This window comes from Amycolatopsis regifaucium, assembly GCF_001613935.1.
In the GTDB taxonomy this organism is placed as follows: domain Bacteria; phylum Actinomycetota; class Actinomycetes; order Mycobacteriales; family Pseudonocardiaceae; genus Amycolatopsis; species Amycolatopsis regifaucium.
In genome coordinates, this window is record NZ_LQCI01000006.1 from 22,452 (window position 1) to 36,299 (window position 13,848).

Genomic DNA, 13,848 nt, shown 5'->3' on the forward strand with positions numbered 1-13,848 from the left:
ATCGGTGAACGACTTGGCGCGGTTCCCGCTCGAAGGCGGCGGTTCGGTGGTCGTCGAGATCGACCCCGTCCCCGGCACCTCCCGGGTCTCCCGGCGCGATGACCTGATCGAGGACGCCAAGGGATCGTTCGAAGCGGCGCTGACGAACGTGCGGGAAGCGGCCGCGTCGGCGCTGGCCACGTTCCGGTCGATGACCTCGGGACCGGACGAGGTCGAGATCAAGTTCGGCGTGAAGCTGACCGCTCAGGCGGGCGCGGTGATCGCGAAGACCGGGCTGGAGGGGAACTTCGAGGTCAAGCTGAAGTGGGTCCGGGAGCCCGATACCGCTGCCGGGAGCTGAGGGTCGTGAAGGCCCCCTTTCCTACTCTCAAGGTAGGGAAGGAGGCCTTCACGGACCTACCGGCCCAGCCCCCGGATCAGCACCATCACCGATTCCCGCACGTCGGCCCGCGTGCGTTTCGGCTGGAACACCTGCCAGTCCAGGGCGACCACCAGCATCGTGCCGAACAACCCGGCCGCCGCCGTCGGGATCTGGACGCCGTCGGGCAGCCGCCCGGCGGCGTCCAGCCGATGCAGTTGTTCGCGCACGATCGAGATGATCTCCTCGCGCAGCAATGTCAGCGTCTCGTGCCACGTGCCGGGGGTGCGCCACATCTCGCTCACCAGGATCTGGGAGAAACCGGGGTATTCGGCGATGAACTGCAGCGCGCCGTCCACCTGCGAGGAGATGACGTCCATCGGGTCGCCATCGCCGGTGGCCGCGCGCAGCCGGTCGGCGAGTACGCCGACGCCGTACCGCAACAGCGCGTCGACGAGACCGTCCTTGCTGCCGAAGTTGTAGTAGACGGTGCCCTTGGCCACCTTCGCCTCGGCCGCGATGTCGTCCACCGTCAGCCCGACGAGGCCGCGGCTGGCCGACAGCCGCAGGGTCGCCTCGAACAGCTTCTGCTTCGTCGCCTCACCTCGGGTGGTCACAACGCCAGCTCGGGTTTCAGCGCCGAAACCGTCCAGGTGCGTCGCTTCCGCGCCGCGAGCGTCGACACCAGGATCGAGCCGACGAGGTAGGCCAGCAGAACCCCGATGTCACCGAGGATCTTCATCGACGCGCCGCTGTAGAGCAGGTGCCGGAACCCGTCGATCGCGTAACCCATCGGCAGGACGATGTGGAGCGGGTACAGCGCGTCCGGGATGGTCTGCCACGGGAACGTGCCGCCCGCGCTGACCAGCTGCAGCACCAGCAGGACCAGGCCGAGGAACTTCCCGACGGCGCCGAAGAAGGCGTTGAGCGCGTGCACCACGGCGGTGAAGGTGAGCGACACCAGGATGGCGAACCCGATCGCGCCGAGCGGATGCGCGACGTCGATGCCGACCAGCCAGGTCACCGCGCCGAACAGCACGATCACCTGCGCGATCCCCAGCAGGGCGGAGGGAAGCCAGCCGCCGAGCGCGACCTTGAACGGCGACGCACCGGCGGTCAGCGCGCGGGTCGAGAGCGGGCGCAGCAACAGGAACAGCACGAACGCGCCGATCCAGGTGGCCAGCGAGATGAAGAACGGGGCGAGGCCCGCGCCGTAGGTCCCCGCCGAGGCGACGCCGGAGGAGTGGACCGCGACCGGGTCGGCGATGGTGTTGGCGGTGGCCGCCCGGGTGGGGTCGTCGGGGTTCGGGATCTGGTTGAGCCCGGCGGCGAGCCCGTCGCGGAGCCGCACCGCCCCGTCGGCGAGCTGGTTCGTGCCGGTGACCGCGGATTTCTCGCCGTCGTTCAGCTTCGCCGCGCCGTCACGGAGCTTGTTCGCCCCGTCGGACGCCTGTGCGATCCCGCTGGTGAGCTGCGGCGTCGCCGAGGCCAGCTGGTGCGCGCCGTCGGACACCTGTCGCGCGCCGGACGCGAGCTGGGCGAGCTGACTGTTCGCGCCCTGGATCTTCGTGTTCGCCTGGTCCACCGGCGAACGGAGCGTGTCGAGGCGGCTCAGGATCTCCTGCACCTGGGTCTCCGGGAGACCGGCGTTCCGCAGATCCTGCGCGAGCTGGGTGCGGTAGCCGTCGAGCTTCGCCTGGATGTCCCCGGACGCCGTCGCCGCGAGCGAGGCGGCGTCGGCGACCTTCTGGTTCCCGTCGGCGACCTGGCCCGCACCGCTGGCGAGCTTTTGCGTCTGGGCGGGCAGCTGGGCGGTGGCGGACTTCAGGCTGCCGAGTCCGCTCGCCAGTTCGGAGCTGCCGGAGGCGAGCTGGGACGCGCCGTCGGCGAGCTGCTGCTGTCCGGATTTGAGCTTGCCCGCGCCGTCGGCGAGCTGTGAAGCACCCGTCGCGGCCTCCTGGGTCTTGCCGTAGATCGTGGAGAAGCCGACGAGGAACTTGTCCGCCGCCTCGCTGCCGACCTTCTCCGCGATCGTCTTGCGGACCTGTTCGGCCACCTGTTTCGCGATGGTGCCGGACAGATAGTTGTTGGCGTCGTTGGTGGTCAGCGTGATCGTCGCCTGCTGCGGCTGGAAGTTGCCGGAGGACAGCAGCGCCGCGGAGAAATCGCGCGGGATGCCGATGGCGAACGAGTAGGTGTCGTCGCGGACGCCCTTGGCCGCCTCGTCGGGGGAGACCTCATGCCATTGGAAGGTGCCGGACTTGACCAGCTCGTCGGTCACTTCGCGGCCGACGTTGCGTTCCGCGCCGGCCGAGTCCTTCGAACCGGCGTCCGAGGTGAAGACGGCCGCCGGGAGCTTGTCCAGCCGCGAGTACGGGTCGAAGTTCGCGTAGAGGTAGAAGGACGCGTACAGCAGCGGTACCAAAACGAGCGCGACCATGGCCAGCTTCGGCAGGGTGCCGCTGCTCAGCCGGCGCAGCTCGTTGCCTGCGATCCGGACGGGGTTCATTCCTGGTCTCCTGAGGTCTTTTCGGTCTCGTCCGGCACGGTCTCTTCCAGCGTGGTCTCCGCCGGTACCTCGGCTGGCGCGCAGCGCACGGGGGCAGGCTGGTCGAGGCCGCCGAGGAGCGCGGGTTTCTCCGGCAGGGCGGACACGGGGGTCGTCGCGGTCAGCACGATGACGGCGAGGCCGCGTTCGGCGTGCTCACGGGCGATCCGCGCCCAGCCGTCGACGTCGCTGGTGTGCCTGTCGGGGGTGTCGAGCACGAGTACGCCGACCCCCTTGCGGCTCGCGGCGAGCGCGGTGAGCAGCCGGGTGCGCGTCCCCGCTTCGATGTTCTCGAAGCGGGTGGTGGCGAACGCGGCGGCGTCGTGCTCGGCCAGCCAGCTCGCGGCGGCCGCCTTGCTCGCGGGGCGTTTCGCCAGTTCGAGTTCCTCGCCGACGACGGCCTGCAGCGTGAGCGCGCCGTCCGGCTCGCTCACGCCGGGGGCGTCGACGACCGCGACGACCTGCCGCGGATCACCGCCTTCGACGGTCACGGTCCCGGTGGCGGGCTTCAGCCGCCCGGCCAGCGCCAGCCCGAAGGCCGTGACGCCGACGCCGGGCTCGCCGTGCACGATCGCCAGCTCACCGCCCGAAACGGTGAGCGAGGTGGGCGACAGCAACGTGCCGTGGGGCCCGGTGACGGACACCCTGTCGGCTTGAACCCGCACGAAGAACTCCCAGGTCGATGACTCGTGGCACTTTTAAACTGACTGGTCAGTTCAAAAGTTAGCCCTGACCTGGGAGATGAGCAACCGCGCGGGGCCCATGTCACACCCAAGAGTGACAAAACCGTCGCAAACCGGACGGATCAGTGCCTCTTTCGGCTAGCGCAGGGCCGAAGCCGGATGGACCTCCCAGGACGTCCATAGTGGACGATAACCCTGCCGGTGCCAGAACACCGAAGAGAGCGGGTTGGTCGGGTTGTAATAGAGGTAGGTGCCCTCCGCGCCGCCGGCGGACAACTCGTTGTGCACCACCGACATCAGGCTCCGGCCGACACCGTTCCCACGCAGGCCGGGCACGGTGACGACATTGTTGACGTAGCCCCAGCGTCCGTGGGGGAGGAGTTCGGCCTCGGCCGACCCCGGCGTCGACGCGATCCAGGCGGCGTGCGCGAACGCGGCGATCTCCCCGTCCCGCTCGGCGAGCCACAGCAGCGGCGAGTCCTTGTCGAGGGCTCGCTCCAGCGCCGGGGCGAGCAGCTGGGCGGCGTTCGCGCGACGGCGGGTGGCGACCTGGCCGATGTAATCGTGCGTCGACACGGCCATCGCGAGCACGTCCTCGAAGTCGTCCGGCCGCGCCCGGCGTATGGTCACCCCCGTGCCGGGCACCTCGGGCGCGGCATCGCGGTGGTGACCGGTGCGCACGGCGAGCGCGGACATCGGCACCAGCCCGTGGTCGAGGAAGGCGCGGATCGCCTCGGCGTCCCGGCTCGGCCAATTGACCACACAGGACGAATCCTCGCCGGGCGATTCGGCGTCCATCCACGTCCGCCACGCGCGCAGCAGGACGTCCATCCCCTCGGTGCCGGTGCTCCCGATGAACGGGAACAGCTGGCGCACGTCGGCGGCGGACCAGAGCAGCGGGACGTCGTCGGGGCCGTGCAGCTGGCGCTGCACCACGCCGGTGACCTGAACCCCGGAAGCCGTGGCGGCGTCCACGCGCTCGCCGACGACCGGCGGCGGGGCGGCCTCGGGCAGCAGCCGGTCGATCGCCGCGAACCGCGTCCGGTGCGCGTCGAACAACGTCTTCTCGATTTCCATCCCGTCCCCAGGGGTCGACAGCGCGGATCACCGCTACCGCAGGGCGGCGGCCGGACTCACCGCCCACGTCGTCCATAGTGGACGATAACCCTGCCGGTGCCAGAACACCGGGGACAGCGGATTGGCCGGATTGTACGAGACGAACGTACCGCGCAGCGACGGCGAGAAGAGCTCGTCGTGCGCGACGGCGGTCAGCGCGCGCCCGATCCCGCGTCCTCGCGCGGCCGCGGTGACCGCGAGCGTGCCGACGTAACCCCACTCGCCGGGGCGCAGCCGTCCGGCGAGCCCGTCGCCGGGGGAGGGCGAGCGCTTCCCGCCGGTCACCATCCCCACCGTGACGCCTTCTTCTTCGGCGATCCAGACGCGGCCGCCGAACTGCAGCCCGCGGCGGACTTCTTCGGCGAGCAGGGCCTTGGCGCCGGGCCGGACCACGCCGTGGCCGACGAACGAGGTGTAGCGGAGTTCCTCGAACCGGAGCTCGACGATCTCTTCCAGATCACCGCCGGAGGATTCCCGGACCGTCACCCCGGGCACGGCGTGACCGTCGCCGGGGGCCGGGGCGCGGACAGCCAGCGCCAGTTGCGGCGCGAGCCCATGGTCGAGCAAGGCGCGCGCCACCTCGACGTCGCGGCTGGGCCAGGTGACCGTGCACGAAGAATCGGCTTCAGCGGCGGCGAGCGCGATCCGGTCACGCCACACCGACAGGAGAGCGTCCATCCCCGCGCCGGCGTCACGGGGAAGGACGGCGGAGAGGATCTGCAGATGTGCCGGGCCCCAGAGCCGCTGCCACGAACCCGACGGGAACCGCACGTGCGCGATGGTCCCCACCGCGCCGCCCGCTTCGACGGGTTCGCCGGGCGGAAGCGGCGGTGGCGGCGGGAGCAACGGGTCCAGCGCGGCGAACCGCGACGGCCACGGATCCCCCGGCCGGGTCATCCCCGCTGGGTGCAGAAGATCGCTGTACCGGGGAAGAGCTTGCCGCGCAACGGGCTCCACTGTCCCCAGGTGCGGGAGTGGCCCTCCGGCCAGGCGGGCTCGATGAGGTCCGTGAGCGCGAAACCGGAGTCGGAGAGCGCGCGGACATAGTCGCCGAGAGTGCGGTGGTACTCGACGTAGGTCGCGACACCGTCGTCGTCGACCTCGACGTACGGGGTGCGGTCGAAATACGGCTGGGTGACGGTGAGGCCCAGCGGTCCGGGATCGTCGGGGAAGATCCAGCGCATCGGGTGGGTCACCGAGAACACCCAGCGGGCGCCCGGCCGGAGCACCCGGCGCACTTCGGCGAACACGTCGTCCACCGAAGCCACGAACGGGATCGCGCCGAAGGCCGAGCAAGCCGCGTCGAAACTCGCGTCGGCGAAGGGGAGTGACTCCGCCGTGGCCTGCACGAGAGGGACGACGGGACCGGTCCGCTCGTTGCCCTCCCGGGCGTGCCGGAGCATGCCCGCGGAAAGGTCGGTCGCCACCGCTTCGGCGCCTTGCGCGGCGAGCCAGCGCGAGCAGGCCGCCTGCCCGCAGCCGACCTCGAGGATCCGCTTGCCGCCGACTTCACCCAGAAGTGCGACGTCGGCCTCGCGGACGCCCTCCGGGCACCAGACGAAGTCCGCGTCGCCGAGGAAGCCGCCGTGGGTGGCTTGGTAGTCGTCGGCGTCGGCGTCCCACCAGGCCAGGTTCGCGGCCGTCGCCTCCGGCGCCGAGACCGCCCGGTAGGCGACCCCCGCGGTGCCGAGCCGTTCCTCGGCCTGCGCGTGCCTCTCGGCCGCCGTTTGCTGCTCGGTGGCGGGCTGCTGACTCAAACCGATATCCTTTCCCCAGGTCAGGGCTTCGCGGCCCAGATCGTCCGCCCGCTGTGATCGCGGGTGTGACCCTGATTGTGCCGTGTACAGGGGGCCGCGTAGGATATCTGTTAGCGCAGTGGGTTCGCGCTACTCTTTCCCCCGGTTCGCTCAGCGTCCGGGTCAGGGGGTCGCGTACCGGATGCGGTGATGCTCGCGGTCGTTCCCTGTGGACGTTTGCTTATGTGGTCGCCTCATGTCGGATGAGCCCATGGTGCCCTAACTGCAAACCCACTACTTCCCATCCACCGGAGCAACCCGCCTAATGACGACCGACACCGCCACCGCCCCGACCGCCCCCGCCGGGCCCCAGCAAGTCGCTATCAACGACATCGGGTCGGAGGAAGACTTCCTCGCAGCGATCGACAAGACGATCAAATACTTCAACGATGGCGACATCGTCGAAGGCACCATCGTCAAGGTCGACCGCGACGAGGTCCTGCTCGACATCGGCTACAAGACCGAGGGTGTCATCCCCTCGCGCGAGCTCTCCATCAAGCACGATGTCGACCCGGCTGAGGTTGTCACCGTCGGCGATGAGGTCGAAGCCCTGGTTCTCCAGAAGGAGGACAAGGAAGGCCGTCTGATCCTGTCCAAGAAGCGCGCGCAGTACGAGCGCGCCTGGGGCACGATCGAGGAGCTCAAGGAGAAGGACGAGCCCGTCAAGGGCACCGTCATCGAGGTCGTCAAGGGCGGCCTCATCCTGGACATCGGCCTGCGCGGCTTCCTGCCGGCGTCGCTGGTCGAAATGCGCCGCGTGCGTGACCTGCAGCCGTACGTCGGCCGCGAGCTCGAGGCGAAGATCATCGAGCTGGACAAGAACCGCAACAACGTGGTCCTGTCCCGCCGTGCCTACCTGGAGCAGACCCAGTCCGAGGTGCGCAGCGAGTTCCTCAACGCGCTCGCCAAGGGCCAGGTCCGCAAGGGCGTCGTGTCGTCCATCGTCAACTTCGGTGCCTTCGTGGACCTGGGTGGCGTCGACGGCCTGGTGCACGTCTCCGAGCTGTCCTGGAAGCACATCGACCACCCGTCCGAGGTCGTCGAGGTCGGCCAGGAGGTCACGGTCGAGGTTCTGGACGTCGACATGGACCGCGAGCGCGTCTCGCTGTCGCTGAAGGCGACCCAGGAAGACCCGTGGCGTCAGTTCGCCCGCACCCACGCGATCGGCCAGATCGTGCCGGGCAAGGTCACCAAGCTCGTTCCGTTCGGTGCGTTCGTGCGCGTCGAAGAGGGCATCGAGGGCCTGGTGCACATCTCCGAGCTGGCCGAGCGCCACGTGGAGATCCCGGAGCAGGTCGTCCAGGTCAACGGCGACGTGATGGTCAAGGTCATCGACATCGACCTCGAGCGTCGTCGCATCTCGCTGTCGCTGAAGCAGGCGAACGAGGGCGTCACGCCGGAGACCGAGTTCGACCCCACTCAGTACGGTATGGCCGCCGAGTACGACGCCGAGGGCAACTACATCTACCCCGAAGGCTTCGACCCGGACACCCAGGAGTGGCAGGAAGGCTTCGACAAGCAGCGTGAGGAGTGGGAGCGTCAGTACGCCGAGGCTCACACCCGCTACGAGGCTCACATGAAGCAGGTCCAGAAGGCCGCCGAGGCCGACGCCGAAGCCGCCGCGGACGCCGCGACCGGTGTCACCTCGTCGAGCGACTCGGGCGAGCAGAGCTACACCTCCGCTCCGGCCGAGGCCAAGAGCGGTGGCACGCTCGCCAGCGACGAGCAGCTCGCGGCTCTCCGCGAGAAGCTGTCGGGCGGCGCGTGATCCAAGCGCTCAGCCTTTAGCTGACAGACAGCGGCCCCGGTCCACCACGGACCGGGGCCGCTGTCTTTGTCTCCGCGTTTAGTCCTCTGAATGCGTTCCTTACCGCATTTAGAGGACTAAACGCGGCGGGCGGGGGAGGGCGTCAGGGCGTCCACAAGGGACACTTCCTCGCGGCCGAGTGTCCGATCGAGCTCCGCGGTGGGGCGCGGGCTCGTGAGTGGCGACTCGCTTTAGAACTGGCGTGAAGTACATGATGGCCTCCTTCTTGCGCTAGGCGTAAGGAAGGAGGCCATCATGTACTTGGGGAAGGGGGCCCCTTCACGTGCCGCCGTCGCGACTGGTGGTGCAGGTGACGGCCTTCACGGCCCGGCCGCTACAGGCTCACCCGCCGTCGGCTGGAGGCAGCCACCCAGCCCGCGACCAGGCCCGACCGAACCACCGCATTTAGAGGACTGAACGCGGCGGGCGGGGTGGGCGTCAGGAAGTGGCGGTCCGGACGGACGGGACCCAGACGTGTTCGAGGGCCGCGGCGCGAGCCCTGCGGCGGAGTCCGGCGAAGCTGTGCTTGGCCGGAACCAGGAGCGCGCTCAGCCAGGTGCGCCGATATTCGGCGAGGGCCTCGGCCACGGGACGATGGAGGACACAGTGCACGAGCCCCGGCGAACCCAGCCGGTGCCTTCCGATGTGCTTGCCGTCTGCCATCTTTCCTCCGTGTGGGCTACCTTCGCCGCGCACGGTACGCAATCGAGGCCCCGAAGCCGGGCAACCTACCGGCGTGTCACCCGTAAAGGTTGAGTCACGCGTCACGATGACCTTGCCTTTTGCCTCTCTCTGTGCCGGATGTACCGATGGCGTCACCCTGAGCGGTCGGCCGGAGTCGCCCACTAGGCTGATCGGCATGCTGCGTGTGGGCCTGACCGGCGGGATCGGCGCCGGAAAATCGACGGTGGCGAACCGGCTTTCCGAGCACGGCGCCGTCCTCATCGACTCCGACAAGATCGCCAGGGAAGTCGTCGAACCGGGAACGCCGGGTCTCGCCGAACTCGTCGAAGCGTTCGGGGAGGACATCCTCGCGGCCGACGGCGCGCTCGATCGTGCCGTGCTCGCCGCCAAGGCCTTCGCCGACGAGGAGTCCCGCAAGCGGCTGAACTCGATCGTCCACCCGAAGGTAGGCGCCAGGACGGCCGAGCTGATGGCGGGCGCGGCGCCGGACGCGATCGTCGTCCACGACATCCCCCTGCTGGTCGAGGGTGGGCTCGCGCCGATGTACCACCTCGTCGTCATGGTCGACGCACCGGAAGAAGTCCGCCTCCGCCGTCTGGTCGAGACGCGGGGGATGCCCGAGACCGACGCGCGCGCCCGCATTAAGGCGCAGGCCACCACCGATCAGCGCCGGGCCGTCGCCGATGTCTGGCTCGACAACAGCGGAGCGCCTGACATCGTGCTCGCCGACGTCGACGCGCTGTGGGCGGACAGGCTGACCCCGTTCGAGGCGAACGTGCGGCTCCGCAAGCCGCGTGCGCCGATGTCGCCGAAGATCGCGCCGTACGACGAGACGTGGCCCGCGCAGGCCGAGCGGGCGCTCGCCCGGATCCGTGTGGTGGCCGGGGAAAACGCCGTCCGGGTCGACCACATCGGCTCGACGTCCGTGCCGGGCTTGCCCGCCAAGGACATCCTCGACCTCCAGCTGACGGTCGCCACCCTGGACAAGGCCGACGGTCTGGCCGACGCTCTTTCCGACGCCGGATTCCCGCGTGCGGAGGGCGAATGGTTCGACGACGCGCACGGCGAGGACGGCACCTGGCCCAAGCGGTTCCACTTCGGCGGCGACCCGCGCCGTCCGGTCAACCTCCACGTCCGGTCGCAGGAGACGCCTGCCTGGCGGCTCGCGCTGCTGTTCCCGGAGTGGCTGCGGCAGAACCCGGACGAGCGCGACGCCTACGCCGCGGTCAAGAACGCCATGGCCGCGAAGCACGCCGGCGACGGGACAGTCGAGGGATACACCGACGAGAAACAGGATTGGGTCGACAAGGCCTTCGCGAGGGCCAACGCGTGGGCCGAGTCGACCGGCTGGACGCCGTAGGGCTCAGTTCCCCAGCAGTCCTCGTTCGAAAGCGGTCGCGACGGCGGCCGCGCGATCCTTCACCCCGAGCTTCGCGTAAGCGTGCACGAGGTGCGTTTTCACGGTGGCTTCGCTGATGAACAGCTGTTTCGCGGCCTCCTTGTTGGTCGAGCCGCGCGAGATCAGGGTGAGAACCTCGATCTCCCGGCGGCTCAGCGGTTCCGGTGCGGGCGCGCGCATCCTGCCCATGATCAGGTCGGCGACGGCGGGGGAGAGCACGGCCTCCCCGCGCGCCGTCGCGCGCACCGCACGGAAAAGTTCGTCGCGCGGGGCGTCCTTGAGCAGGTAACCGGTCGCACCCGCCTCGATCGCCGGGGCGACGTCGGAGTCGGTGTCGTAGGTCGTCAGCACGAGAATCCGCGCGGGATTCCCGCGTTTCGCCAGTTCCGCGATCGCGGCCACCCCGCCCGAACCCGGCATCCGCAGGTCCATCAGCACGACGTCGGGACGGAGTTTCTCCGCCAGCGTGACGGCTTCGTCACCGGAGGACGCCTCGCCAAGCACCTCGAAGCCCTGTTCCGCGGTGAAGATCCCGCGCAGCCCGTCCCGGACGATCGGGTGATCGTCGGTGATCAGCAGGGTGATCGTCATGCACGGGCCTCCAGTGCGATGGCGGGCAGATTGGCCGATACGGCTGTGCCGCCGCCCGGCTCCGACTCGAGATGCAGGGTGCCGGCCAGCCGGGCGACGCGGGCGCGCATGCCGGGGACACCGAACCCGGCTTCCCCGGAAGAGACGACCAGCCCTGGGTCGAAGCCCCGGCCGTCGTCCCGGACGTCGACGGTCACTTGATCGGCCATGTAGGACAACGTCAGCCCCACGATCGTGGCGCCGGCGTGCTTCTCGACGTTGGCCAGCGCCTCCTGCGTGATCCGCAGCAGCGTCGCCTCGATCTCGGGGTGCAGCGCCCGGGCGGTCCCGGTCGTGGTGAACCGGACCTCGACGCCGGTCCGCTCGCCCCACAGCCGGGAGACCTCGTCGAGCGCGTCCGGCAAGGTCGCCGCGGCCAGCGGTTGCGGGCCGAGCGCGCGCACCGAACGTCGCGCGGCGGTCAGGTTCTCGCGTGCCAGCGCCATCGCGGTGTCGACGTGCCGTTGCCACTCGGCGGGCTCGCTTTTCGCCTCCGCGGCGGCTTCGAGCTGGGTGATGATCCCGGTGAAGCCCTGGGCGAGCGTGTCGTGGATTTCCTGGCTCAGCCGCTGACGCTCGTCGAGGACGCCTGCTTCCCGTGCCTGTCCCAGCAGTTGCCGTTGCAGTCCCGCGTTCTCCTCCTGCGCGGCGGCGAGTTCGTCGAGCATGCGCTTGCGTTCGGCGTGCTGGCGCGCCATCGCCGCCGAGACGAGCCCGCCGCCCCCGACGGCGGCCGTCTGCACCAGCGTGACCACGGTCCACAACGCGGGCTGGGTGGCGAACGCCTGGAGCGGACCTCCGTTGGGCATCGTGTTGATCAGCGCGGAAACCACGAAGATCCCGGTCAGCGCCAGCGGGGCGGGCCGCAGCCGCATCGCGTCGAAGAATCCGGCGATCATGAAGACGAGGAAGATCGGGTCGCGTCCTTCGAGCACCGCGGCGATCGTCACGAGCCCGGTGAACGACACGGTGACGATCACCGGATGTTCGGCCCACCTGGCCGGGACGAACGTGAACGAGAGGAGGAGCCAGGCCGCGGCGATCCCCGCCAAGCCCACCGTGACGGCGCGGTCGTGATCGGAGAGCAGCAGGCTCAGCGCCGTGCTCAACGCCAGCAGCGCGTACGGCAGGAACCGCTCGATCCGGCCACCCCACGGCCGCCACAGTGACTCCCCGTCGGCAGGGGACGGCCACAGCGAGTCCTGCCACCGGATCCAGCTGGTCATACCCGGAATTCTCGCAGCCCGGGCCAGGCGGACGCCCAGGATTCGGTGCGACCGGTGACCAGCCAGATCGGCATCCCGCGGCTCACGTTGCGGACGCCGAGCGCGTTGTCGACGCGGGAAACGATCCGGGCGTCGGTGAACGAGTGTCGCAGCCGTGCCGGGTCGGGCCCGATGAACAGCATGGTGTCCGCGGTCTCCGGCGGGTGGCCGAAGTACCAGAAACCACGGCTGGGACTGTACGCGGCGGGCAATCCGTAGTCGGCGCCGTACCGGTCCAGCGCTCCGGCCTGCCAGTACCCGGCCGTGACGAGTGTGGTGCGCGCTCGCTGCTCCGGCGGGAGCCGCTCATAGGCGTCCGCGACCGAACGGGCGAGGTCCGGCCAGCCGATCTCTTCCAGCGCGTACGCCGGACGCGGTACGTCACGGCCTTCGGCGAGCCAGGTGGCGGGCCAAACCGGCAGCGCGTAAGGCAGGGTGTACAGCGTGGAGAGCAGGAACACCGGCCAGGTCGGGATCCAGCGAAACCACGCCGACGGCTTCACCTGTCCGAAGTGGACAGCGGCGCCCGCCCACAGGAAAGCGAACATGCCTGCCGCGTAGTAGTACCGGCCGCCGGTCAGGATGAACAGCGCGATCACCACGACGGCTGTCCAGCCGAGGAACCGGAATTGGCGCATCCTGGGGGAGAACAGCAGGACCCACAGTCCATAAAGGACTCCGATGACGCCGATGCCGAGCCCGGCCCCGGTCAGCAGCGCGGGCAGGAACCCGGCCCGCCCGCTCCAGCCGCCGGTGGCCTCGTGGGCGATGACGTCGCCCATCTCCAGTTGCGGCCAGCCGTTCGCGGCCTGCCACCAGAGGGTGGGCACGAGCGACAACGCGGCGATCCCGGCGCCGAACCACAGTTTGGGCTTTCGCAGGAGATCCCGTGGCCCGAAGACGAGGATCGCGACCCCGGCGGCGACCCAGAACGTCGCGATGAGGAGCTTGACGTTCAGTGCGACCGCGGTGGCGACGCCCAGCCACAGCAACAACGTGTCATCGCGGGTCCGCATCCACCGCACGAGCAGCCACCCGACGAGCGCCCACAAGGCCGGGTCGATCGTCGACGTCGCCAGGTAGTGCCCGCTCCCGAGGAACTGCCCGCAGATCGCGTACGCGGCGGCGGCGCGGGTCTGCGCCCGGCGGTCGCCGCCCATCTCGTAGGCGATGAGGCCGGTGAACACGACACCGGCCGCCGTCGCGAGGACGGCGGGGAGCCTGAACACGAAGACGTTGCCCGGCGCGAGGGAATCCATCGCCCACGCCAGTAGCGGGAGCACCGGCGGCTGGTCGGCGTAGCCCCAGGTCAGTCGCTTGCCCGCGGCGAGGAAGTACAGCTCGTCGCCGAAGTAGCCGTACCGCCACGCCGTCGCCATCAGCGCCGCCGCGGCGGCCGCGGCGAGCAGCGTCACCGGAAGCCGGGCGAACGCCGCGCCGGACGCGAGCGGTGTTTCGGCCGCGCTGGCGGCTTTCATCCATTCCTCGCAGATCCCTCGGGTGCCGGTCCTCTCGCACCTTACGTCCCACCGGCGGGACGTGTCGGTCGTGAGAGGACCGGT

General features: G+C 69.8%; 13 protein-coding genes. 3 read left to right on the plus strand and 10 right to left on the minus strand.

What is annotated here, in order from left to right:
- Positions 1 to 4 precede the first annotated feature (4 nt).
- Complete coding sequence (locus tag AVL48_RS08670) at positions 5 to 340, plus strand: CU044_2847 family protein (RefSeq protein ID WP_061986935.1); 336 nt, start codon at positions 5 to 7, stop codon at positions 338 to 340.
- Between the two features lie 56 nt (positions 341 to 396).
- Here the strand turns inward: AVL48_RS08670 and AVL48_RS08675 are convergent, their stop codons facing one another.
- The 6 genes from AVL48_RS08675 to AVL48_RS08700 form a co-directional block, all read right to left on the minus strand.
- Entirely contained in the window at positions 397 to 975 is a 579-nt protein-coding gene (locus AVL48_RS08675; protein ID WP_061986937.1) for a TetR/AcrR family transcriptional regulator, read from the minus strand.
- Positions 972 to 2,867 (minus strand): YhgE/Pip domain-containing protein, encoded by a 1,896-nt coding sequence (locus AVL48_RS08680; RefSeq protein ID WP_061986939.1) that lies wholly within the window; start codon positions 2,865 to 2,867, stop codon positions 972 to 974. The genes AVL48_RS08675 and AVL48_RS08680 overlap by 4 nt, the downstream gene beginning before the upstream one ends.
- Entirely contained in the window at positions 2,864 to 3,571 is a 708-nt protein-coding gene (locus AVL48_RS08685; RefSeq protein WP_061986941.1) for an ATP-binding cassette domain-containing protein, read from the minus strand. Before AVL48_RS08685 ends, AVL48_RS08680 begins: the two co-directional genes overlap by 4 nt.
- A gap of 156 nt (positions 3,572 to 3,727) precedes the next feature.
- Complete coding sequence (locus tag AVL48_RS08690; protein ID WP_061986943.1) at positions 3,728 to 4,666, minus strand: GNAT family N-acetyltransferase; 939 nt, start codon at positions 4,664 to 4,666, stop codon at positions 3,728 to 3,730.
- A gap of 33 nt (positions 4,667 to 4,699) precedes the next feature.
- Complete coding sequence (locus tag AVL48_RS08695) at positions 4,700 to 5,602, minus strand: GNAT family N-acetyltransferase (protein ID WP_061986945.1); 903 nt, start codon at positions 5,600 to 5,602, stop codon at positions 4,700 to 4,702.
- The gene (locus AVL48_RS08700; protein ID WP_061986947.1) at positions 5,599 to 6,462 is read right to left on the minus strand and encodes a class I SAM-dependent methyltransferase; all 864 of its coding nucleotides are present in this window, start codon (positions 6,460 to 6,462) and stop codon (positions 5,599 to 5,601) included. The genes AVL48_RS08695 and AVL48_RS08700 overlap by 4 nt, the downstream gene beginning before the upstream one ends.
- 304 nt (positions 6,463 to 6,766) lie before the next feature.
- Between AVL48_RS08700 and rpsA the strand changes: the two genes are divergently transcribed.
- Positions 6,767 to 8,269: a 30S ribosomal protein S1 gene (gene rpsA / locus AVL48_RS08705; RefSeq protein ID WP_061986949.1), complete on the plus strand. Its 1,503-nt coding sequence runs from the start codon at positions 6,767 to 6,769 to the stop codon at positions 8,267 to 8,269.
- 477 nt (positions 8,270 to 8,746) lie between these two features.
- Here the strand turns inward: rpsA and AVL48_RS08710 are convergent, their stop codons facing one another.
- A complete protein-coding gene (locus AVL48_RS08710; RefSeq protein ID WP_061986951.1) occupies positions 8,747 to 8,971 on the minus strand; it encodes a hypothetical protein in 225 nt (74 codons plus the stop codon).
- A gap of 196 nt (positions 8,972 to 9,167) precedes the next feature.
- Here AVL48_RS08710 and coaE point away from each other — a divergent pair, with 196 nt between their 5' ends.
- Positions 9,168 to 10,352: a dephospho-CoA kinase gene (coaE, locus tag AVL48_RS08715; RefSeq protein ID WP_061986953.1), complete on the plus strand. Its 1,185-nt coding sequence runs from the start codon at positions 9,168 to 9,170 to the stop codon at positions 10,350 to 10,352.
- Between the two features lie 3 nt (positions 10,353 to 10,355).
- On the opposite strand, the gene AVL48_RS08720 is transcribed toward coaE, so the two are convergent.
- The 3 genes from AVL48_RS08720 to AVL48_RS08730 are packed head-to-tail and all read right to left on the minus strand — an operon-like array spanning position 10,356 to position 13,764.
- Positions 10,356 to 10,982 (minus strand): response regulator, encoded by a 627-nt coding sequence (locus tag AVL48_RS08720; RefSeq protein ID WP_061986955.1) that lies wholly within the window; start codon positions 10,980 to 10,982, stop codon positions 10,356 to 10,358.
- A complete protein-coding gene (locus tag AVL48_RS08725) occupies positions 10,979 to 12,247 on the minus strand; it encodes a sensor histidine kinase (RefSeq protein WP_061986957.1) in 1,269 nt (422 codons plus the stop codon). The genes AVL48_RS08720 and AVL48_RS08725 overlap by 4 nt, the downstream gene beginning before the upstream one ends.
- Positions 12,244 to 13,764: an ArnT family glycosyltransferase gene (locus AVL48_RS08730; protein WP_061986959.1), complete on the minus strand. Its 1,521-nt coding sequence runs from the start codon at positions 13,762 to 13,764 to the stop codon at positions 12,244 to 12,246. The genes AVL48_RS08725 and AVL48_RS08730 overlap by 4 nt, the downstream gene beginning before the upstream one ends.
- Positions 13,765 to 13,848 lie beyond the last annotated feature (84 nt).

Bases quoted from the DNA above. Each gene is read 5' to 3' on its own strand.
- AVL48_RS08680 (WP_061986939.1), bottom strand. From the start codon at position 2,867: ATGAACCCCGTCCGGATCGCAGGCAACGAGCTGCGCCGGCTGAGCAGC.
- AVL48_RS08690 (WP_061986943.1), bottom strand. From the start codon at position 4,666: ATGGAAATCGAGAAGACGTTGTTCGACGCGCACCGGACGCGGTTCGCG.
- AVL48_RS08695 (WP_061986945.1), bottom strand. From the start codon at position 5,602: ATGACCCGGCCGGGGGATCCGTGGCCGTCGCGGTTCGCCGCGCTGGAC.
- rpsA (WP_061986949.1), top strand. From the start codon at position 6,767: ATGACGACCGACACCGCCACCGCCCCGACCGCCCCCGCCGGGCCCCAG.
- AVL48_RS08710 (WP_061986951.1), bottom strand. From the start codon at position 8,971: ATGGCAGACGGCAAGCACATCGGAAGGCACCGGCTGGGTTCGCCGGGG.
- coaE (WP_061986953.1), top strand. From the start codon at position 9,168: ATGCTGCGTGTGGGCCTGACCGGCGGGATCGGCGCCGGAAAATCGACG.
- AVL48_RS08720 (WP_061986955.1), bottom strand. From the start codon at position 10,982: ATGACGATCACCCTGCTGATCACCGACGATCACCCGATCGTCCGGGAC.
- AVL48_RS08725 (WP_061986957.1), bottom strand. From the start codon at position 12,247: ATGACCAGCTGGATCCGGTGGCAGGACTCGCTGTGGCCGTCCCCTGCC.
- AVL48_RS08730 (WP_061986959.1), bottom strand. From the start codon at position 13,764: ATGAAAGCCGCCAGCGCGGCCGAAACACCGCTCGCGTCCGGCGCGGCG.